Origin of the sequence: Stenotrophomonas pictorum JCM 9942 (assembly GCF_001431585.1) — a bacterium.
Taxonomy (GTDB): domain Bacteria; phylum Pseudomonadota; class Gammaproteobacteria; order Xanthomonadales; family Xanthomonadaceae; genus Stenotrophomonas; species Stenotrophomonas pictorum.
Genome location: NZ_LLXS01000001.1, coordinates 58,354 through 79,058 on the forward strand (window position 1 = coordinate 58,354; position 20,705 = coordinate 79,058).

16 protein-coding genes and 1 pseudogene are annotated in these 20,705 nt (G+C 64.8%); 11 read left to right on the forward strand and 6 right to left on the reverse strand.

All coding sequences use genetic code 11. The features are described from left to right. Positions 1-176: 176 nt before the first annotated feature. Positions 177-284 (forward strand): annotated as a pseudogene (locus tag ARC78_RS16505) (archaetidylserine decarboxylase); the annotation flags it as partial. A gap of 71 nt (positions 285-355) precedes the next feature. Here ARC78_RS16505 and ARC78_RS00305 read toward each other — a convergent pair. Continuing rightward, on the reverse strand, positions 356-1,936 hold the full coding sequence (locus tag ARC78_RS00305) for a transglycosylase SLT domain-containing protein (protein ID WP_057505498.1): 1,581 nt from the start codon (positions 1,934-1,936) through the stop codon (positions 356-358). A gap of 122 nt (positions 1,937-2,058) precedes the next feature. On the opposite strand from ARC78_RS00305, the gene ARC78_RS00310 reads away from it, so the two are divergent. From ARC78_RS00310 to ARC78_RS00320, 3 genes are all read left to right on the forward strand, one after another. Further along, entirely contained in the window at positions 2,059-3,564 is a 1,506-nt protein-coding gene (locus tag ARC78_RS00310) for a helicase HerA-like domain-containing protein (protein WP_057505478.1), read from the forward strand. 4 nt (positions 3,565-3,568) lie between these two features. Then, positions 3,569-4,075 carry a transcription elongation factor GreB gene (gene greB, locus ARC78_RS00315; protein WP_054658998.1) on the forward strand — a complete coding sequence of 169 codons (507 nt, stop codon included), beginning with the start codon at positions 3,569-3,571 and terminating at the stop codon, positions 4,073-4,075. A gap of 172 nt (positions 4,076-4,247) precedes the next feature. Continuing rightward, positions 4,248-5,258 (forward strand): DegV family protein, encoded by a 1,011-nt coding sequence (locus ARC78_RS00320; RefSeq protein WP_057505479.1) that lies wholly within the window; start codon positions 4,248-4,250, stop codon positions 5,256-5,258. A 100-nt stretch (positions 5,259-5,358) separates the two neighbouring features. On the opposite strand, the gene ARC78_RS00325 is transcribed toward ARC78_RS00320, so the two are convergent. Together ARC78_RS00325 and rimO are read right to left on the reverse strand one after the other, a co-directional pair. Beyond that, a complete protein-coding gene (locus ARC78_RS00325) occupies positions 5,359-6,192 on the reverse strand; it encodes a DUF3025 domain-containing protein (protein ID WP_054659000.1) in 834 nt (277 codons plus the stop codon). Continuing rightward, positions 6,189-7,550 carry a 30S ribosomal protein S12 methylthiotransferase RimO gene (gene rimO, locus ARC78_RS00330; protein WP_054659002.1) on the reverse strand — a complete coding sequence of 454 codons (1,362 nt, stop codon included), beginning with the start codon at positions 7,548-7,550 and terminating at the stop codon, positions 6,189-6,191. The genes ARC78_RS00325 and rimO overlap by 4 nt, the downstream gene beginning before the upstream one ends. A gap of 141 nt (positions 7,551-7,691) precedes the next feature. Here rimO and ARC78_RS00335 point away from each other — a divergent pair, with 141 nt between their 5' ends. Genes ARC78_RS00335 through ARC78_RS16835 form a run of 3 tightly spaced genes read left to right on the forward strand, consistent with a single transcriptional unit; the run spans position 7,692 to position 8,967 of the window. Then, complete coding sequence (locus ARC78_RS00335; RefSeq protein WP_057505480.1) at positions 7,692-8,351, forward strand: dienelactone hydrolase family protein; 660 nt, start codon at positions 7,692-7,694, stop codon at positions 8,349-8,351. Then, on the forward strand, positions 8,348-8,770 hold the full coding sequence (locus tag ARC78_RS00340) for an HIT domain-containing protein (RefSeq protein ID WP_054657687.1): 423 nt from the start codon (positions 8,348-8,350) through the stop codon (positions 8,768-8,770). The genes ARC78_RS00335 and ARC78_RS00340 overlap by 4 nt, the downstream gene beginning before the upstream one ends. A 29-nt stretch (positions 8,771-8,799) precedes the next feature. Further along, positions 8,800-8,967 carry a LiaI-LiaF-like domain-containing protein gene (locus tag ARC78_RS16835; RefSeq protein ID WP_089153126.1) on the forward strand — a complete coding sequence of 56 codons (168 nt, stop codon included), beginning with the start codon at positions 8,800-8,802 and terminating at the stop codon, positions 8,965-8,967. A 72-nt stretch (positions 8,968-9,039) separates the two neighbouring features. Here ARC78_RS16835 and dcd read toward each other — a convergent pair whose 3' ends face one another. Further along, positions 9,040-9,612 carry a dCTP deaminase gene (gene dcd / locus ARC78_RS00345; RefSeq protein WP_054657685.1) on the reverse strand — a complete coding sequence of 191 codons (573 nt, stop codon included), beginning with the start codon at positions 9,610-9,612 and terminating at the stop codon, positions 9,040-9,042. Positions 9,613-9,761: 149 nt separating this feature from the next. Further along, complete coding sequence (apbC, locus tag ARC78_RS00350; RefSeq protein WP_057505481.1) at positions 9,762-10,622, reverse strand: iron-sulfur cluster carrier protein ApbC; 861 nt, start codon at positions 10,620-10,622, stop codon at positions 9,762-9,764. A 59-nt stretch (positions 10,623-10,681) separates the two neighbouring features. Here apbC and ARC78_RS00355 point away from each other — a divergent pair, with 59 nt between their 5' ends. From ARC78_RS00355 to ARC78_RS00365, 3 genes are all read left to right on the forward strand, one after another. Continuing rightward, entirely contained in the window at positions 10,682-13,630 is a 2,949-nt protein-coding gene (locus ARC78_RS00355; RefSeq protein WP_158499965.1) for a TonB-dependent receptor domain-containing protein, read from the forward strand. A gap of 81 nt (positions 13,631-13,711) precedes the next feature. Next, the gene (locus ARC78_RS00360; protein WP_241772605.1) at positions 13,712-15,715 is read left to right on the forward strand and encodes an alpha/beta hydrolase family protein; all 2,004 of its coding nucleotides are present in this window, start codon (positions 13,712-13,714) and stop codon (positions 15,713-15,715) included. A gap of 161 nt (positions 15,716-15,876) precedes the next feature. Beyond that, positions 15,877-16,701: an SEL1-like repeat protein gene (locus ARC78_RS00365; protein ID WP_057505483.1), complete on the forward strand. Its 825-nt coding sequence runs from the start codon at positions 15,877-15,879 to the stop codon at positions 16,699-16,701. 31 nt (positions 16,702-16,732) lie between these two features. On the opposite strand, the gene ARC78_RS00370 is transcribed toward ARC78_RS00365, so the two are convergent. Further along, on the reverse strand, positions 16,733-18,340 hold the full coding sequence (locus ARC78_RS00370; RefSeq protein ID WP_057505484.1) for a phytoene desaturase family protein: 1,608 nt from the start codon (positions 18,338-18,340) through the stop codon (positions 16,733-16,735). A gap of 159 nt (positions 18,341-18,499) precedes the next feature. Here ARC78_RS00370 and ARC78_RS00375 point away from each other — a divergent pair, with 159 nt between their 5' ends. Then, positions 18,500-20,593, forward strand: a complete 2,094-nt coding sequence (locus ARC78_RS00375; protein ID WP_199398878.1) for a M13 family metallopeptidase — start codon at positions 18,500-18,502, stop codon at positions 20,591-20,593. Positions 20,594-20,705 lie beyond the last annotated feature (112 nt).

The following is a 20,705-nucleotide window of genomic DNA, read 5'->3' on the forward strand; positions in this document are numbered from 1 at the left end:
GCCGCCGGGTGTGGCCGAGTTCGATCCTTCGCTGCAGGCCGAAAGCCCGGTGCAGCTTGGACAGGCACTGGCGCGGCTGAAGTACCACCCCCCGGCGCGGTGGCATCGTGGCGCGTGGCGACGCGCCCACCGCTGCGGCGTCCTGATATTCCTGCGGCGCGGCCCGTTTCAATTACGGCTCCACCGTGATCGTGCTGCTGCCGCCGGGCGTGGCCGAGTTCGATCCCTCGCTGAAAGCCGAAAGCCCGGTGCAGCTTGGACAGGCGCTGGCGCGGCTGAAGTAACCCGCACCTGTGGGAACAATGGAAAAAGGGCGCCACCGGGCGCCCTTTTTCGTGTCCCGCCCGCAGGCCGCTCAGCGGCCGCAGCCTTCCAGCTTCAGACTCTGGCCCGGCTTGATCGCGTAGGCCGGTGCGCGCAGGCCGTTGGCACGTGCCAGGGCAGGCACTTCGCACTGGAAGCGGCTGGCGATACGGCCCACCGTGTCGCCCTTGGCGACCTTGTAGGTTCGCGCGGCGCGCCGCGCCGGAGCCACCGGACGTGGTGCAGGCACGGCCGCAGGGCCCGCCACCTGTGCGGCCTGCATGGACTGCACATCCCCTACCGCGACACTGCCGGTGAATGTCGCCGCCGACGGGCGCTTGATCGCGGCATTCAGATCGGCGGTGATCAGGGTACGGGCCAGATCCGCGCGTGGGCCGCTGACGCAGTAGCGGTTGTACAGCCCGGCGATACGGGTGGTCGCGTTGATCGTGGTGCCGGCCGGAATCCAGCCGTCGGCCTCGTAGCGCGGGTTGAGGTTCCGCAACACGCGCATGTAGCCGTCACGGGTACCGGCGCTGCCCAGGCAGATGGTCAGCTCGTAGATGGTGGTCGATTTGGCCAGGCGCAGCGTCGCCGGCTGCGCGTTGACCTTGGGAAACTCCACGCCATATTGCTGCGGGTGCAGGAAGATCCACGCCGCGGCGATCACCATCGGCACATAGTCCTTGGTTTCGCCCGGGAACTGGGAATAGGCCGAATCGGTCCAGAAGCTCTGCCCGCCGGCTTCGCGGTAGATACGGGCCGCGCGCCCCTCGCCCCCGTTGTAGGCGGCCAGCGCGTACTCGATGTTCTTGTTGAGCACCCGCATGCGCTCATTCATGTAGGCGGCGCTGGCTTCGGCCGCGCTGCGGGCATCAAACCGGGTATCGAAACCGGTGCCGTCCGGGCCCAGGCCGAAACGGCGGCCGGTGGCGGGCATGAACTGCATCAGCCCGGCCGCGCCGGCGCGCGAGGAGGCATGCACACGGCCGTTGGATTCCTTGGCCATGATGCCGAACAGCAACGCTTCCGGCAGCGCGCTTTTCTCCCACTCCGGCCACATCACCGCACGCAGGTTCATGTAGTTCTCATAGCTGGTCAGCAACGCCGGACGCATGTCGGTGAGCCAGCGCCGGATGCCGGCCTGCACCGCCGGGTTGTACTCGACCATGTCATCGAATGCGTGGCGGTGGTCGTTCAACAGGGCCGCCGCGCGCGCCGCCTCCGGCACATCGGCGACCAGTGGCGCGACATGGTCCGGATCGGCTTCCAGCGGACCGATGGCCTCGTCACCGTCGCTCTCCCCGGCGCTGTCCGCGCGCTGCTTGAGCAGGCGCTTGTAGGTGGCAAGCAGACCACCGACCTGGCAGCCCTTCTGAGCGATGCAGTCGGCGATCACATCTTCCATGTCCTCCAGCGCCGCATCGCCCTCGCTGCTGCCCTTGGGATCGGCGTTGTCCATCAGCACCAGCGCATCGGTATAGCGCTTTTCCGCGGCGGTCATGCGCTCGTGGAGGGCGCTCACCTTGGCCTGGTCACGGGCCGACAGCGCGTGGGCCGAAGGAGCGGCGATCAACAGGCTGGTCGCCAGCAGCAGCGGCCAGGTGCGGAGGGAAGACAGGGAAACGGACATCAGCAGCACTGCACGCGAAGGGTCAGGCAGGGTAGCCGCCCCGCTTGCCCGGGGGCAACATGGCTGCGGCGCCGATATAGTCGGCCGGTAGAATCCCCCTTCGTTCATCTATGAGTGCCTCCATGGACCCGATCCTGCTCGGCAAAGGCGTCACCGACGACATCGCCGTCACCCTGCTCCCGCGTTTTGGCAACCGCCACGGCCTGGTGGCCGGCGCTACCGGCACCGGCAAGACGGTGACGTTGATGACGCTGGCCGAGGGCTTCTCGCGGATCGGCGTGCCGGTGTTCCTGGCCGACGTGAAGGGCGATGTGGCCGGTCTGGCGGTCGCCGGCGAGATCAGTGACAAGCTGGCCCAGCGCGCGGCCGACATCGGTGTGGAAGACTACGCGCCGGCCGCCAGTCCCACCGTGTTCTGGGACCTGTACGGCAGACTCGGCCATCCGGTACGCACCACCGTCAGCGAGATGGGCCCGACCCTGCTGGCGCGCATCCTGGAGCTCAACGACACCCAGGCCGGTGTGCTCGATATCGTGTTCAAGCTGGCCGACGACCGCGGCCTGCTGCTGCTGGATCTGGATGATCTGCGCGCGCTGCTGAACCTGGTCGCCGAGGAGCGCAAGGACATCTCCACCGGGTACGGACTGGTCAGCGCGCAGTCGGTGGCGGCGATCCAGCGTGCGCTGCTGCGCCTGTCGCAGGACGGCGGCGAAGCCTTCTTCGGCGAGCCGGCACTGGAGCTGGCCGAGATCATGCGCGTCAACCACGACGGCCGCGGCGTGATCGGCATCCTCGCCGCCGCCCAGCTGATCCTCAAGCCGCGCCTGTATTCGACCTTCCTGCTGTGGTTGCTGTCGGAGCTGTTCGAAACACTGCCGGAAGTGGGCGACCTGGAAAAGCCCAAACTGGTGTTCATCTTCGACGAGGCCCACCTGCTGTTCGACGATGCCCCGCCGGCGCTGGTGCAGCGCATCGAGCAGGTGGTGCGGCTGATCCGCTCCAAGGGCGTGGGCGTGTACTTCTGCTCGCAGTTTCCCGATGACGTGCCAGCCAACATCCTCGGCCAGCTCGGCAATCGCGTGCAGCATGCACTGCGCGCGTTCACGCCGCGCGACCAGAAGGCGGTCAGGACCGCCGCCGAGACCTTCGTGCCCAACCCCAAACTGGATGTCACCGCCACGCTCTCGCAGCTGGGCACCGGCGAAGCCCTGGTCTCCACGCTGCAGGACAAGGGCATTCCCTCGCCGGTACAGAAAACCCTGATCGCGCCGCCGCGCTGCCGCATGGGCGCGATCACCGAGACGGAGCGTGCGCAGGTACGCGCAGGCAGCCCGGTCGGCACCCGCTACGACACCGCCATCAATCGCGAATCGGCCGCCGAACGGCTGGCCCAGCGTGCGCAGAAGGTGGTGGAACAGGCCGACGCCCCCAAGGCCCGCACCCGCGAGCAGGACGACGAACAGGACAGCGGCTTTGGCCAGGCGATCAAGGATGCGATCTTCGGCACCAGGCGCCGCCAAGGCATGCTCGAAACCATGGCCAAGCAGACCACCCGCACCGTCGGCACCAAGCTGGGCAACCAGATCGTGCGCGGCATCCTCGGGGGCATCTTCGGCGGAAAGCGCTGACTCCATGAGCCGCTGGCGCCCTCCCGCTGAAAAAAGTACCGCACTGATCACCGCGCCGGGCCATGCGCGGCTGAAGGCCGAGCTCGATGAGCTGTGGCGGCAGCGCCGGCCGGAAGTGGTAAAGGCACTGGCTGCCGCCGCCGCAGAAGGTGACCGTTCGGAGAACGCCGAATACACCTACCGCAAGAAGCAGCTGGGCGAGATCGACCGCCGCGTGCGCTACCTCAGCAAACGGCTGGAAGCCCTGCGTGTGGTCGATACCCGGCCCAGTGATCCGGACGCGGTGTTCTTCGGTGCGACAGTCGAACTGGAGAACGTGGACTCGGGCGAAACGGTGATCTATCGCATCGTCGGTCCGGACGAAACCGACGCGCCCGCCGGCTGGATCAGCATCGATTCGCCGCTGGCGCGCGCGCTGCTGAAGAAGCGCGTCGATGACGAATTCACCGTGGAGCTGCCCGCCGGACCGCACACCTTCGCCGTGCTGTCCATCCACTATGCGCCGGACTGACCGCGCCGAAAATTCGCGCAATCCGCACATACGCCGGCGCATGCAGACACCACGCGTGCACCATGGAATCAAGGGGATGTGAGCCTCCTGCCGCATCCGGTCATCGTGTATTTGACCCGCGCCCCTGCCGCATGTTTTTTCTTCGCGGTTACCCATCGCGAAAGGACGCCAGATGCAGGTGCTCGACCCGGAAAAAACCGCAGCCAGCGGTGACCTCAGTAGCAACCCGCGCCGCCCGGCGCGCACCGGCATCGTGATCGATGCCTCCTGCGATGTGGCGCCGGCTTTTCTCGCCAGCGCGGATGTGGCGGTGATTCCGATTCCGATCCGGATCGGCAGCACCACCTACATCGACCAGCATGACGCCAGCGCCACCGCCCGCTACATGCGCGAGAACGCCAACGGCGAAGGCGCCACCGGACAATCCCTGCCGCTCGATGCGGCACAGATGAGCCGTTTCTTCCTGGAACACTTCGCGCTGGACTACGACTCGGTCTATTGCCTGACCATCACCGCCAGCCGCAGCCCGATCCACGAGGCTGCCAGCCACGGCAGCCTGCTGGCCACGAGCGCCATCCGTCAGGCCCGCCAGGAAAAAGGTATCGCCCGTCCGTTCCAGTTCCGGGTCATCGACACCCGCAACATGTTTGCCGGCTCCGGCATTCCCGCCATGGTGCTGCAGGACCTGCTGCGCGCGCAGGTGCCGGCCAAGGACATACGCGGCGAACTGCAGCGCATCATCGACGCCACCCACACCTACTACGTGCCCGACAACCTGGGCTACGCACGCGCCCGCTCGCGGGTGCGCGGCGATCGCAGCATCAGCCTGGCCAGCGTGCTGCTGGACGGCGCGCTGGATATCAAACCCATCGTGCTGGGCCGCCAGGGCGATACCCGCCCGGTCGCCAAGTGCCGTGGACGCGCTGACGCATGGGCCCGCCTGTTCGCGGTTGCCGCCCGCCAGGTGCAACGCGGCCTGTACGCGCCGCACGTGATCATCTCCTACGCCGGCCCCCTGCAGGATCTGCACGGTTCGCCCGCGCTGGAACAGCTGCGCGCCGCCTGCGCGCAGGAGAATGTCAGCCTGCATCTGCTGCCGATGAGCATCACCGGGATGATGAACATCGGTCCGGGCGGACTGACCTTGGCCTTCGCTGGCGAGAGCCGCGACATCGCGTTCTGACAAGCGCGCGGAGCGGTTGCGCCCGCGCGCACTGCTACACGTTCACGCGCCGCTGGCAGCACCAGCGCGTCAACCGGGCCTGCGCAGCGACGTTGCGACCTCAGCGCAGTGCCGGAGGATAGGCGCGTCCGTCGCGCAGCGGCCGGAAGTAGTCGGCCTGCGCATAGAAATCCGGATCCTGCCGGGGGTGCCAGCAGGGAATGCCGGCCAAGGGCAAGGGCCGCAGTTCGGCGGGCGTGGCAAGAACAGCGCCATCGGCAATGGCCGCGGCGACACGCGCAACGCAGGCAAGATCCTCTCCCCCCTGCACCACCACGCACTTGCCAACCAGCAACCGTCGCGGCACCAGCATCTGCTCCATCAGCGCATGACCGATGACCGCAGCAACCGCGATATCGCCATTGCGCCACTGCGCGGCATGGGTATGGAACAGCCGGGGCCACTCGTGCTTGTCCCAGGCATCGAGTAGACGGCTGTCGCGTACCCGCACGATGACCCCGGTCTCGTCGAACTGGGTCAGCGCCTGCTGCGCACGATTGCGCTCACCCGGCCCCATCTGCGCGATGTGCCGGCACTGCTGCAGGTTGAGAGCATGCTTGATGGCCGGATGACGCACCCAGACCATCGCATTGAACAGGTCATGCCAGTTCTGCGGACGCGTGGCGATGTATCCCTGCGCGATACGGGTCTCGTAATGCAGGCCATCGGCCAACAATGCACCGTCCTGCTCCACGAACCGTTTGCCCGACGGTGGCATGCGCGCGTTGAGCGCGGCGATGGCGGGCCACGCCGGGGCCGTCATCCAGTCGCGACAGGCGCCAAAGTCGGCGAAAAGCGGATGCGTGAAACACGCTGGCGCCACCTCCCCGCGGGGCGGGGCGATGAAGCGGCGCCGGCCGTTGCCAGCGCTTGGAGCCGTGACCGATCCGGTCACAGCACCTTGAGGTCGAACGCCGGCTTGGCGTGCTCGATGACTGCGTCACCGAACAGGTCATGCTCGTCGCTGTCGGTGATCTGGACATTGACGAACTGGCCTACGTGCAGCTTGGCTTCATCGGCGTTCTGGATATGCACCAGGCCATCGATTTCCGGGGCATCGGCCTTGGAGCGGGCCACCGCGATACCGTCTTCGATACCGTCGATCAGGCACTGCTGCACGCTGCCGATCTTGGCTTCGAGTTTGGCGGCGGAAATGGCGGCCTGCTTCTCCATGAAACGGGCCAGACGTTCCTGCTTCACGTCCTCCGGCACCGGGTCCGGGAGGTCGTTGGCGGTGGCGCCTTCCACCGGCGAGTAGGCAAACGCGCCGACGCGGTCGAGCTGGGCGGTATCGAGGAAATCCAGCAATTGCTCGAACTCGGCATCGGTCTCGCCCGGGAAGCCGACGATGAAGGTCGAGCGCACGGTGATGTCCGGGCAGATCTGCCGCCAGCGCAGCACCCGCTCCAGGGTCTTGTCGACCGCGCCCGGACGCTTCATCAGCTTGAGGATGCGCGGGCTGGCGTGCTGGAACGGGATGTCCAGGTACGGCAGGATCTTGCCTTCGGCCATCAGCGGCACCACGTCGTCCACGTGCGGGTACGGGTAGACGTAGTGCAGGCGGGTCCAGGCATCCAGCTCGCTCAAACCTTCGCACAGCGCCTTCATCCGCGTGGCGTATTCCCTGCCGCGCCAGGTGCCCGGCGCGTATTTGCGGTCCACGCCGTAGGCCGAGGTGTCCTGCGACACCACCAGCAGCTCGCGTACGCCCCCCTTGACCAGACGCTCGGCCTCGCGCAGCACCTCGTCAACCGGACGCGACACCAGATCGCCGCGCATCGAGGGAATGATGCAGAAGCTGCAACGGTGGTTGCAGCCTTCGGAAATCTTGAGATAGGCGTAATGCCGCGGGGTCAGCTTGATGCCGTAGTCCGGGACCAGATCCACGAACGGGTTGTGCTTGGGCGGCAGCGCGGCATGCACCGCCTCCATCACCGTGGTGTAGTCCTGCGGACCGGAGACCGACAGCACGTCCGGGTAATGCTCGCGGATCATGTCGCCCTTCTTGCCCAGGCAGCCGGTGACGATGACCTTGCCGTTCTCGTTCATCGCCTCGCCAATGGCATCGAGCGATTCGGCCACGGCCGAGTCGATGAAGCCGCAGGTATTGACCACCACCACGTCGGCCGCGTCATAGGACGGGACGATGTCGTAGCCCTCCACCCGCAGCTGGGTGAGGATGCGCTCGGAATCGACGAGGGCTTTCGGGCAGCCAAGGCTGACGAAGCCGACTTTGGGGTTCAGCTGGGACATGTTCACAGAATTCTGGGGGCCGGAGCCGAAGGGCCGCAGGGCCGGAAAGGCGGCGATTATACCGGTCGTCAGCCGGCACATCCGGCACCATGCTGAACAAGGGCATGCGTTAATTGGCAGCCCCGCAAAGGAGTCCCACCCATGTCCCAGTGGATCGATCTTCCCGGCGCCGCCGGCCCGGTCCGTGCCTGGCAAGCCCTGCCCGCCACCACGCCGCGCGGCGGCCTGGTGGTGATCCAGGAGATCTTCGGCGCCAACGCCCATATCCGCGATGTCGCCGGGCAGTACGCCGCCGACGGCTATGCGGTGCTGGCCCCGGCCTTCTTCGACCTGCTCGAACCGGGCCTGGAGCTGGACTACGACGCCGCCGGCACCGCACGCGGCAAGGCACTGGTGGACGCGCTGGGGGTGGACCGCGCCGTGGCCGTGGTCCACGCCGCCGCTGCGGCACTGGCGCCCTATGGCAAGGTCGGCACGGTCGGCTATTGCTGGGGGGGCACCATCGCGCTGCTGGCCGCGCAACGGCTGGGCCTGCCCTCGGCCAGCTACTACGGGGCGCGCAATGTGCCGTTTATCGACATGCCCTTCAAAGCCCCGGCCATCTTCCACTTTGGCGACCAAGACCCCTCGATCCCTGCCACCGCCGTTGCAGCGCACCGTGAAAAGCAACCGGCAATGCCGGTATATGTGTACCCGGCCGGCCACGCCTTCAACCGCGAGGCCGACCCGCATTACCACGCCCCAAGCGCCACACTGGCGCGCGAACGTACCTTGGCCTTCTTCAGCGAGAACCTGCGATGACCGAAGCTGTGACGTCCGATTTCGAACTCGATTCCCGCCTGGCGACCGACAGCGTGTTGATCGCTGACGGCCCGCTGTCCCAGATCCGGCTGATGAACGACGACCGTTTTCCGTGGATCGTGCTGGTCCCGCGCGTGGCCAACGCCAGTGAGTGGATCGATCTGGATGGCGGTCAGCAGCGCCTGCTGCTGGCCGAGATCAACCAGATCTCGCAGCACCTGAGGCAGAAGCCCAACGTCACCAAGATCAATATCGGCGCGTTGGGCAATATCGTGCGCCAGCTGCATATCCACCTGATCGGGCGCAACGAGAACGATGCCGCCTGGCCGGGGCCGGTGTGGGGCAGCGGCAAGGCGCAGCGCTTTGATGCCGATGTGCTGACCCAGCGTGTCGAAATCTGGCGGCAGCGGCTACGATAGGCCACCTTCACCGACGGACACACCAGCCGATGCGCTCCAACCTGATCGCCGCCCTGATCCTGATCATCGTCGGCCTGTTTTTCCTGGCCAAAAACCTGGGCTGGATCAACGGGAACATCGGCTCGATGCTGGCCACCTGGTGGCCGGCGATCCTGGTGGCGGTGGGCATCGGCATGCTGTTCGGCCGCGGCAAGTAAGCCGCCGCAACGACCGGAAAGCAGAAGGGCGCGGAATTCCGCGCCCTTTTTCGTATCGCCCCACGGCCACCATCAGGTGCGCGGCAGGGTCACCCCGGTCTGGCCCTGGTACTTGCCGCCGCGATCCTTGTACGAGGTTTCGCAGATGTCGTCCCGATCAGCCTGGAAGAACAGCATCTGCGCCACGCCTTCATTGGCATAGATGCGCGCCGGCAGTGGCGTGGTATTGGAGAACTCCAGCGTCACATGCCCCTCCCACTCCGGTTCCAGCGGGGTCACGTTGACGATGATCCCGCAGCGCGCGTAGGTGCTCTTGCCCAGGCACACCACCAGCGTGTCACGCGGAATGCGGAAATACTCCACGGTGCGGGCCAGCGCGAAGCTGTTCGGCGGGATGATGCACTCGTCGGCCTCGATATCGACAAAGCTCTTCGGATCGAAATGCTTCGGATCGACGATGGTGGAGTTGATGTTGGTGAACACCTTGAACTCGCGCGAGCAACGCACGTCATAGCCGTAGCTGGAGGTGCCGTAGCTGACGATCCGTTGGCCATCCACCTGCTTCACCTGGCCGGCCTCGTACGGCGCGATCATGCCGTGCTGCTCGGACATGCGGCGGATCCAGCGGTCGCTCTTGATGCTCATTCAGTGTGATCCTGGTTTCGTTGCGCCGCAACATGCCTGCGGCTGGGGTGGTCGATTCTAGCCCAGGCCCGGCACCAGACCACAGCCGCGAATCCTCATCACCTATATATAGGAAGGGGCCGGATGCCGGCCCCTTGCGCAGAGCGCCCTCAGAGCAACGAGGCGCTGATCGGAATGCTGGCGCGCGGACGCTTGTCCAGTTCCTCCACCATCCGTCGTGCCGCAGCCAGGTAGGCCTGCGCCGCCGCTGATTCCGGTGCCGCCGCGACAATTGGCGTGCCGGCATCCCCCTGCTCGCGGATGCCGATATCCAGCGGCAGCGAGCCCAGCAACGGCACCCCGTACTGCTCGGCGATGCGCTGGCCGCCGCCTTCGCCGAACAGATGCTCGACATGGCCACAGTTCGAACAGGTGTGCAAGGCCATGTTCTCGACGACGCCCAGCACCGGCACTTCGACTTTTTCGAACATTTTCAGCGCCTTGCGCGCGTCCAGCGTGGCAATGTCCTGCGGCGTGGTCACGATCACCGCACCGGCGACAGGAATCTTTTGCGACAGCGTCAGCTGGATGTCACCGGTGCCCGGCGGCAGGTCGATCAGCAGGACGTCCAGGTCGTCCCACAGCGTGTCGTTGAACAGCTGGGTCAGCGCCGTGGTCGCCATCGGTCCACGCCAGATCATCGGCGAGTCTTCCTCGATCAGGAAGCCGATCGACATCGCCTCCACACCGAACGCCCGCAACGGCTCGATGGTCTTGTTGTCCGGACTTTCCGGACGACCGCTCAAGCCAAGCATCGCCGGCACGCTTGGACCATAGATGTCCGCATCCAGCACCCCGACCCGCGCACCCAACGCCTTCAGCGCCAACGCCAGGTTCACCGACGTGGTGGATTTGCCCACCCCGCCCTTGCCCGAGCCCACCGCAATGACATTGCGGATGCGGGGATGGGGGGAGAGGCCCTTCTGGACGCGATGGGAGGCCAACGAGGCAAATGGAGAGGCTGATTTCATACCACAGGTTTCCTATGAAACATTTTCAAAATTAGTGCATTTCCATGAATTATTCGTTAATGTCAGGTTACGTTCATGAAGGCGACCAAGGCGACTTCATTGCCAACTTGGCCACTAAGCATGTACCGCCGATTCTAGACTCCAAGGGAGAGATACACGTGCAGAGCAGCAAGACCAATTCATTCAAGCGCAATGTGCTGAGCAGCGCTCTACTGACAGCGATCATTTTGCCGGGCGCCGCTTTTGCCCAAGACCAAGCCGCTGCCAGTGGCGAGAAGGCAACCAACCTTGATCGTGTCTCGGTCGTCGGTTCGCGCATCAAGCGCGTGGACGTAGAAGGTCCGGCTCCGGTCACGGTCATCACCCGTGCAGATATCGACCGCGAGGGTTTCCAGACCGTCGGCGACATGCTGCAGACGCTGACCCAGAACACCACCAGTTCGTTCACCGGCGACCTGGCCGTCACCGGCTTCACGCCGAACGCCCAGGTAGTGAACCTGCGCAACCTGGGCCCGGGCTACACCCTGACCCTCATCAACGGCCGCCGCCCGGCGCAGTACCCGCAGCCTTACAACCGCGACAACAACGTGGTCAACATCAAGGCAATCCCGAGCGCGATCGTCGAGCGCGTGGAAGTGCTGACGGGCGGCGCCTCGGCGATCTACGGCTCTGACGCGGTTGCCGGTGTGGTCAACATCGTCACCCGCAAGAACTATGACGGCAACGAAATCCGCCTGAGCGCCGGCACCACCGAGGAAGGTGGCGGCGACAGCTTCAAGCTCGAATACACCGGTGGCACCACCGGCGACCGCTGGACGGCGATGTATGCCTTCCAGTACAACGCCAATGAACCGGTGTTCGCCAGCCAGCGCGATGTACTGGCTGACACCCGCAACAATCCGTATGGCATCGCGGTCAACCCGGGCCTGAGCCTGGTGGCACTGAGCGCCGCCGGCCTCAACGGCCACATCCGGAACCACAACGTGGTGTATGACGCCGCAGCCTGTGATGCGCTGGGCTTCACCACGGTGACTACGCCCGCGCGCGGCACCTACTGCGGTAGCTACGACAGCAGTGCCAGCCGCTCGATCTCGAACAAGAACAACTCCTACAGCGGCTATTTCTCGGGCACGTTCGATTTCACCGACAACATCCAGGGCTTCGGCAACGTCAGCTACTACACCACCGACGCCAAGGCGTCCGGCGGTACCGAATTCTGGGGCACGTCGGGCGACCGTTTCACCAAGAGCCCGACCGGTGCGGCCACCAGTGCCTACTACGATGCCACGCTCAAGGACCTGATTCAGCTGCAGCGCGTATTCATGCCGTCCGAACTCGGCGGCAACGAAGCTGCGTCGACGCTGTACGACGAGCAGACCTACGACATCACCTTGGGCGTGACCGGCACCATCGCCGACCGCTTCGACTGGGAAGCCAGCGTCAACTACGGCAAGTACGAGTACGAAGCCGATCGCCCGCGCCTGCTGGCCAAGGCTGTCCACGATTACTTCCTGGGCCCGCAGCTGGGCTACAACGGCAATTACCCTGTCTACAATCTGAATCTGGACCGCTGGAACGCGCCGATCACCCCAGAGATCTACCGCTCGTTCGCCACGCGGGTCAAGAACAAAGCCGAATCCACCTCCGGTACGGCCAACTTCAACGTCAGCGGCGACCTGTTCGAGTTGCCGGCGGGTCCGCTGGGCTTTGCCGCAGTGCTTGAAGCCACCCGCCAGACGACCGACCTGGTCAGCGACTACCGCACCGATCAGACCCGTCCGATCGACGAGAACACGATCTACAACCTGACCAGCTCTGGCGAAACCCACGGCTCGCGTGACCGCTATGCCGTCGGCGCCGAATTCCGCGTGCCGATCTTCAGCAACCTGTCGATGAACCTCGCCGGCCGCTGGGACAAATACGACGACATCACCGCGGTAGACGACGCCAAGACCTACAACATCGGCCTGGAATTCCGTCCGTTCGACAACCTGCTGCTCCGCGGCTCGTATGCCACCAGCTTCCGCGCTCCGGACATGCAGCTGGTCTATGCCCAGGGTGCCGCGTCCTTCTCGACCATCCTGGACGAATACAGCTGCCGTTCGGGCACCGGTCTGGGCCAGGCAGCGGGCACGCCGGGGCGTACCCGCGCTCAGTGCAATACCACCAATGACATCACGCTCTACCAGGCACAGTCGTTGATTGCCGGCAATCCGCTGCTGAAGGAAGAGGAAGGGAAGTCCTGGGGTGCCGGCTTCGTGTGGGACATCGTCGACAACATGTCGCTCACGGTGGACTACTACAAGATCCGCCTGCAGGATGCTTCCACGCAGCTCAGCTCTACCTATCTGCTGCAGAACGAAGCGAACTGCCGCCTGGGCACGCGTCCTGACGGCTCGGCGTTTGAGTACAGCATGGATTCGGCGTACTGCCAGAACCTCACCTCGCTGGTCACGCGCACCAGCGCACCGGGCACGACGCTGGATGGCCGCATCCAGAAGATCAACACCGCCTATATCAATGCAGCGCTGCAGGAAACCAGCGGCATTGACGCCTCGTTCAAGTACTCCTACGACACCGACCGTCTGGGCACCTTCAAGCTGGACCTGGGCTACTCGCTGGTGTTGACCAACAAGTACCAGGAGAACGACGACGATACGCTGACCGACTACCGTGACCTGCCGCTGTTCGACTACAGCCAGCGCAGCCGTGCCCGCGGCACCCTGGGCTGGAGCCGCGACGACTGGGCGGTGACCCTGTTCGGTACCCGTATCGGTTCCAATTGGAACAATGCGTGGGACAAGCGCCTGGCACCGTGGATGGTCTACAACCTGCAGGTCGGCAAGAAGTTCACCCCGAACGTACGCGCCGAGTTCACGGTCATCAACCTGACCAACAACCAGTTCCGCGAAGATCCGACCTATACCGCCTACCCGTACTTCCAGCAGTACATCGGCGCGGATCCGCTGGGCCGCCGTTACAACCTGACCGTGTCCTACCGTTTCTGATAGGGCCACTTTCGTGACACACGGAGCCCGGCTAAATGCCGGGCTCCGTTTTCCTACACCCGTCATCCAAGGAGTATGGATTTGAAGTACCTCACCCCTCTGATGCTGGCGATCGCACTGGCCGGCGCCGGTAGCGCACACGCGCAGCAGTACTCGGTCAAGGATTTCATGGGGCATGCCGCCTATGGCAATGCACGCATATCCCCGAACGGTGAATACCTCGCGGTCACCGTCGATCATGGTGATCAGGATGTCCTCACCGTGTTGCGGACCTCGGACCTGAAGGTACTGAAGGTCAACCAGCTGCCGGACAAGAAGAGCGTCGGCTCCTTCCAGTGGATCTCGCCTGACAGGCTGATGTTCAACGCGGTAAAGAAGATGGGCGGCTTCGCCCAGCCGTTCAATACCGGCGAATGGTTTGCGGTGAACGCCGATGGCACGCAGCCTGTGCCTGTCATCTTCTACGGCACCCGTGACGCCACCCAGCGCGGCAAGACGGTGGGGGCCGAGAGCTACTCCCTGCTTGACTCGCTCAAGGGCGACGACCGCAATGTGATAATGCAGGCCCGATATCCGCGCTCAACGGAAGGCGCGGGCACGGAGGTGTACCGGGTGGATACCGTCAGCGGCCGCCGCACCTCGCTTGGCCGCGCGCCGAAGTCCAATTGTTCCATCGCCCTGGACGCCGCCAAGGAACCGCGCTTTGCGGTGTGTTCCTCCAGCCGTGACGAATCCGGCGAATACGACGAGCGCACTGAGCTGTATCGCCGCGACGGCCAGAACTGGACCCTGGTGAACGCCTCCAAGACCGATGGCAAGCATCTCTGGGTGGACCGCACCACGGACGATGGAATCGTGTACGCCAGCCAAGACGACGGCAAGGCGCCAGCGGCCATAGGCACCCTGGACACCACTACCGGCGAATTCCGCCAGCTGTTTGCCGATCCGGTGGCCGAGGTTTCCCGAGTGATATGGTCTACCGACCGCAATACACCCTTGGCCGTGGTGACCGAGGCCGGCGCCCCGAAAGTGACGATGCTCAATGAATCGCACCCGGATGCGGAGTTGTATGCATCGCTGGCAGCCGCTTTCGATGGGCAGATGGTGGATTTTTCCAGCTATACCGAAGATGGCCGGAAAATTCTGGTGTCGGTCTACAGCGACGCCAATCCAGGCGAGCTTTACCTGTACGACCGCGACAGCGGCAAAGCCCGCTTTCTGATGACGCGCCAAGCGCATCTGGATCCGAAGAAGCTGGCAACCACGCGCCCCTTTTCTTTCACTGCGCGTGATGGCCGCGCCATCTATGGCTATCTGACCATCCCCAACGGCAGCGACGGCAAGAATCTGCCACTGATCGTCAATCCGCATGGCGGACCGATCGGCCCCCGCGACAACTGGGGCTACAACCCCGAAGCCCAATTGTTCGCCAGCCGCGGTTACGCCACGCTGCAAGTCAATTTCCGCGGATCTGGTGGATACGGCAAGGCGTTCGAGAACGCGGGCCATCAGCAATGGGGCCAAGGTATCCAGAATGACATCCTCGATGCCACACATTGGGCGATCGACAACGGCCATGCGGATCGCAACCGGATCTGTATATACGGCGGCAGTTTCGGCGGCTATTCATCACTAATGGCACCGATCCGCGAGCCCGGGTTGTTCAAATGCACCTTCGGTTACGTCGGCGTGTACGACATCGACATGATGTTCAAGCGTGGCGACATTCCCGATAGCGCGAATGGCCAGCGCTTCCTGCGCCGCACCCACGGTACTGATGCGAGCATCTGGGCGCAGAACTCACCGGCGCGCCGCGCCGCCGAGGTGAAGATTCCTGTTTACCTCGCTGCTGGCGCACGTGATGTGCGGACACCGCCGGAACAGACTGAACTGATGGCCAAAGCCCTGACCGAAGCGGGCAACAAACCGGAGGGGATCATCATCCAGCCAGGTGAAATGCATGGTTTCTACGGCGAAGAAGCCCGGGTGAAGGTCTACACGGAAATGCTGAACTTCTTCAATCGCCACATCGGCGAAGGCAAGGTCAGCGTGGGAGGCCCCGCCCCGGCGATCGACGGCACCTGAACGCCGTCACATCCGCGCGCCAGATACGTCCTGGCAGAGGGCAACGAAGGGGCGTTCACGCCCCTTCGTTCCGCCGGAGAGAGTGACTTTCGGCAATTTCGCCCAACGTTTCGACCACCCAATATCCCCCGACGACATGGACAGCACCAAGGAAACCACAGATGCGTAGAAGCGCCGCCACCCTCACCGTTGTACTGTTGGCAATGGCCAGCACCGACCTGGCCTGGGCCGGAAAGAACACTGCCCCCCTGACTGAGGACCCAACCCAGGATGCGCTGATGATCAGCGCCGGCTTCCTCAATGGCCATCCGGATCTGCGCTTCAGGCTGCTGGCGCTGGAAAAGCGCCAAGCCGGAAAGCTCGATGACGCCTTCAAGTTTTTTCAGCGGGCTGCGTATTACGCAGATAAGCCCTCGCAGGGCATGGTGGCTGAGATGCTGTGGAATGGTACGGGTACCCCACAGGACAAGTCAGCCGCTTACGCCTGGATGGATATGGCCGCAGAGCGCGGTTACGAGGGATTTCTCGAGCTCCGCGAACGTTACTGGGCGGCTCTCGACGAAGCACAGCGGGAGCGCGCGATCAGTCTGGGGCAGGATATCTACGCGCGTTATGGAGACGAGGCGGCACTCCCACGAATCGCCAACGAGATCCGCAAGGAGCGAAAAGCCGTGACAGGCAGCCGTACGGGCTTCGCCGGCAACTTGAAGATCTACGTGCCCGGTCCTGCCGGCAGCATGGAGGAGATCGACGCAACAAAGTTCTACGACGACCGCTATTGGGATCCGAAGCAGTACCAGGCCTGGCATGACGCGATCTGGATGAAGCCGCGAGTGGCGCGAGTGGATATCGGCGGTGTGGAGCAGGTGCCGGCCGCGCCTGACAAACACTCGCGCATTCCCCAGGTGGCGCCACAGGTGGATGCTCCAGAACCGGTCACGGAGGACGCAATGCCAAAGCTGAACGAGGGCGCAGGAAAGCGCTGAACACGTTCCGGAACCATCCCCAACGGCCGCATCAGCGGCCGTTGTCTTTCAGTATCTCCCGCGCCGCATTGTGCCCCGGCGCTCCAGTGACGCCGCCGCCGGGATGGGTGCCGGAGCCGCACAGATACAGGCCCGGGATCGCACCGCGGTAGTTGGCCTGGCCGACCATCGGTCTGGCACTGAACAGCTGGTTGAGGCTCAACGCGCCATGGAAGATATCGCCTCCGATCAGGCCGAAGGTGCGCTCCAGATCCAGCGGACTCAGGATCTGCCGACCCAATACGGAGTCGGCAAAACCCGGGGCGTACTTGTCGACCGTGGCGACCATCAGGTCGGCCACTTCCTCGCGGTGATCGTCCCAGCTGCGCCCCTCGGGCAGTTGCGGCGCGACGTGCTGGCAGAACAGGCTGGCCACGTGCTGCCCCGGCGGCGCCAGCGAGTCGTCCAGGGTACTGGGGATCAACATTTCCACCACCGGCTCGCGCGACCAGCCGTACTGGCGTGCGTCCAGATACGCGCGATCCATGTAGTCCAAGCTCGGGGCAAGGATGATGCCGGCGGTGAGATGGTCGCCCGGCCCGGGCAGCGCGCGGAAGTCTGGCAGCCGCGACAACGCCACGTTCATGCGGAATGTGCCCGATCCGCAGCGCCAGTTGTGCATGCGCTCCCGCGTGGCGACGGGCACATCGGCAGGATCACACAGCTGCTCGTACAGCAGCTTCGGATTGACGTTGGCGACGACAGCGTTGGCGCGCAGTTCTTCGCCGCTGCCGGTGAGCACGCCGACCGCCATGCCCTGTTCGACCAGCACCTTCGCAACGCCCATTCCGGTACGGATCTCCACCCCCGCCGCCAAAGCCGCGCGCGCCATCGCCTGGGTGATCGCGCCCATGCCGCCGACGGCATGCCCCCAGGCCCCTTTAACGCCATTGCTCTGGCCGAACACGTGGTGCAACAGCACGTAGGCGGTGCCAGGCGTATACGGACTGGCGTAATTGCCGACAATGCCGTCGAAACCAAACAGTGCCTTGATCGGGGCGCTCTCGAACCAGCGGTCCAGATACTCGGCCGCCGATAGGGTGAACAGGTCCAGCAGTTCCTGCTTCAGCGCCGCATCCAGCGAGTGCAGCTGCAGTCCGAGTCGACCGGCCTTCCACAGTTCCGGCAGCGCCTGCAGCCAGCGGCCATCGGTCACGTTGGGCGGCGCCTGCAGTGCCAGTGCGCGCAGCACATCGGCAAAAATCTCCAGACGCCGCTCGTAGGCAGGCAGGCGCTCGGCATCCCGCGCCGAGAATTTGGCCACTTCGGCCTGCGTGCGCCCGCCACCGGCCAGCAGGTACCGGCCCTGCGGCAAGGGCAGGAAATTGTTGATCCGCCGCGGCACCACCCGCAGGCCATGCCGTTCCAGCGCCAGCTCGGCGATCACCTTGGGCTGCAGCAGCGACACGGTATAAGCGGCCACCGAATTGCGGAAACCCGGGTGGAACTCCTCGGTCACCGCCGCACCGCCAACCACGTCGCGCCGCTCCAGCACCAGCACGCGTTTGCCGGCCTTGCCCAGGTAGGCGGCGCAGACCAGGCCGTTGTGGCCGCCGCCGATCACAATCGCGTCCCACGGACGATTCGCTGTCTTGGTCATGGCCGCTGTATAGCACTACCGGCGGCCCGGGCGAACGCATTCGCGGCCCATGACCTTCTACACCCTTTCCTCATCGGTTTCAGGCGTATCTTCCTGCGTTGGCCCCGGCTCCCGCGGCCCCATCTGTGCTCCGAAACCGGCCTGGAGGCCTATCCCGTGATCGCTCGCAAACCGCAGATCCTACTGCTGACCCTGGCCGTGTCGGCCGTGCTGGTCGGCTGCAAGAAAGAAGAAACCCCGGTTGCTCCGGCCGCCGCGCCGGCCGCTGCCGCCACCGAACTGAAGCTGGACGAATCCAAGCTGCCGGCCTACAACGCCTTCAGCGCCGCGGATCTGGATCCCAGCAAGGACGCCTGCACCGATTTCGGCGGCTACGTGAATGACAAGTGGCTCAATGCCAACGAGATTCCGGCCGACCGCACCAGCTGGGGCGCCTTCACCATCCTGGACGAGCGCTCGGTGGCCGTGCAGCACCAGTTGGCCGAGCAGGCCGCGGCGATGAAGAACGCCACCGGCATCGAAAAGATCGTCGGTGACTTCTGGGCCTCGGGCATGGACGAAGCCAAGATCAATGCGCTGGGCATCACCCCGCTGAAGGCCGACCTGGCCGCGATCGATGCGTTGACCGATACCGCCGCCATCGCCAACTACCTGCGCAGCAGCGCGGCCAAGGGCGAGAACATGCTGTTCGGCTTCGGCCCGGAGGCGGACTTCAAGAATTCGACCATGAACATGGCCTACGCCAGCCAGGGCGGCCTGGGCCTGCCGGATACCACCTACTACACCGAGGCCGGCAAGGCCGACAAGCTCAAGGCCTACCAGGACCACGTGGCCAAGGTGCTGGAGCTGGCCGGCGTGCCGGCGGCCGACGCCGCCAAGCAGGCCGAGGACGTGATCAAGTTCGAGACCCGGCTGGCCAAGGCGTCCAAGTCCAGCGTCGAGCTGTCGCGTGACGTGTCGCTGTATTACAACCCGGTCACCGTGGCCGACGCCGACAAGCTGACCCCGAACTTCAGCTGGAGCGCCTTCTTCCAGGCCCAGGGCATCGCCGCGCCGGCGACGTTCTCGCTGGCCATGCCGGCCTTCCACCAGGAAGTGAGCAAGATGCTCGGCGATACCGATCCGGCCGTGTGGCGCGCCTACCTGCGCTTCCACACCGTGGACAGCGCATCGCCCTACCTGAGCAACGATTTCGTGCAGCAGAACTACGCGTTCTACGGCAAGGAACTCAACGGCCAGAAGGAAATCAAGCCGCGCTGGAAGCAGGTGCTGGGCACGCTGGAAAACAACGCCGGTGAAGCCTTCGGCCAGATGTACGTCAAGGTCGCCTTCTCGCCCGAAGCCAAGGCCAAGATGGAAGTGCTGGTGAAGAACCTGGCCGACGCGCTGAAGGACCGCATCCAGAATCTGGCGTGGATGAGCGACGAGACCAAGGCCAAGGCCATCGCCAAGTGGGAAACCTTCACCCCGAAGATCGGCTACCCGGACAAGTGGCGTGACTGGTCGGGCCTGAACACCACCCACGACGATTACCTGGGCAACGTCCGCGCGGCCAACGCCTTCAACTACAAGTGGGCGCTGGGCAAGATCGGCCAGCCGGTGGACAAGACCGAGTGGGGCATGACCCCGCAGATGGTCAACGCCTACTACAACCCGCTGCAGAACGAGATCGTGTTCCCGGCCGCCATCCTGCAGCCGCCGTTCTTCGATCCGAACGCCGACGATGCACTGAACTACGGCGGCATCGGCGCGGTGATCGGCCACGAGATGACCCACGGCTACGACGACCAGGGCAGCCGCTTCGGGCCGACCGGCAACTTCGAGAACTGGTGGACCCCGGCCGACGCCAAGGGTTTCTCCAGCCGCACCGGCAAGCTGGTCAACCAGTTCAACGAGTACAAGGTGGGCGAGCAGAACGTCAACGGCAAGCTGACCCTGGGCGAGAACATCGCCGACCTCGGCGGTCTGGCCACGGCCTACGACGCCCTGCAGAAGGCCACGGCCGGCAAGGAGGATCCGAAGGTGGAGGGGCTGACCCGCGATCAGCGCTTCTTCGCCAACTGGGCCACCGTGTGGCGTACCAAGTACACCCCGGAGAACGCCAAGGTCCGCCTGGCTACCGATCCGCACGCCCCGGCACAGTTCCGCGCGATGGGCGCGCCATCGAACCTGCCGACCTTCGCCGCCGCGTTCCAGTGCAAGGCCGGTTCGCCGATGGTCCGCACCGGCGACAAGCAGGTGGTGATCTGGTAATCGCGGCCACGCCGTGAGGTGACACCCGAAGGCCCGGCATTGCCGGGCCTTCTTTTATCTCCGATCGCCACGCCGCCGCTTCAGGACGCGGGTCGCACAACGCGGCGATGGC

Bases quoted from the DNA above. Each gene is read 5' to 3' on its own strand.
- ARC78_RS00305 (WP_057505498.1), bottom strand. From the start codon at position 1,936: ATGTCCGTTTCCCTGTCTTCCCTCCGCACCTGGCCGCTGCTGCTGGCG.
- ARC78_RS00310 (WP_057505478.1), top strand. From the start codon at position 2,059: ATGGACCCGATCCTGCTCGGCAAAGGCGTCACCGACGACATCGCCGTC.
- greB (WP_054658998.1), top strand. From the start codon at position 3,569: ATGAGCCGCTGGCGCCCTCCCGCTGAAAAAAGTACCGCACTGATCACC.
- ARC78_RS00320 (WP_057505479.1), top strand. From the start codon at position 4,248: ATGCAGGTGCTCGACCCGGAAAAAACCGCAGCCAGCGGTGACCTCAGT.
- rimO (WP_054659002.1), bottom strand. From the start codon at position 7,550: ATGTCCCAGCTGAACCCCAAAGTCGGCTTCGTCAGCCTTGGCTGCCCG.
- ARC78_RS00335 (WP_057505480.1), top strand. From the start codon at position 7,692: ATGTCCCAGTGGATCGATCTTCCCGGCGCCGCCGGCCCGGTCCGTGCC.
- ARC78_RS00340 (WP_054657687.1), top strand. From the start codon at position 8,348: ATGACCGAAGCTGTGACGTCCGATTTCGAACTCGATTCCCGCCTGGCG.
- ARC78_RS16835 (WP_089153126.1), top strand. From the start codon at position 8,800: ATGCGCTCCAACCTGATCGCCGCCCTGATCCTGATCATCGTCGGCCTG.
- dcd (WP_054657685.1), bottom strand. From the start codon at position 9,612: ATGAGCATCAAGAGCGACCGCTGGATCCGCCGCATGTCCGAGCAGCAC.
- apbC (WP_057505481.1), bottom strand. From the start codon at position 10,622: ATGAAATCAGCCTCTCCATTTGCCTCGTTGGCCTCCCATCGCGTCCAG.
- ARC78_RS00355 (WP_158499965.1), top strand. From the start codon at position 10,682: ATGTCAGGTTACGTTCATGAAGGCGACCAAGGCGACTTCATTGCCAAC.
- ARC78_RS00365 (WP_057505483.1), top strand. From the start codon at position 15,877: ATGCGTAGAAGCGCCGCCACCCTCACCGTTGTACTGTTGGCAATGGCC.
- ARC78_RS00370 (WP_057505484.1), bottom strand. From the start codon at position 18,340: ATGACCAAGACAGCGAATCGTCCGTGGGACGCGATTGTGATCGGCGGC.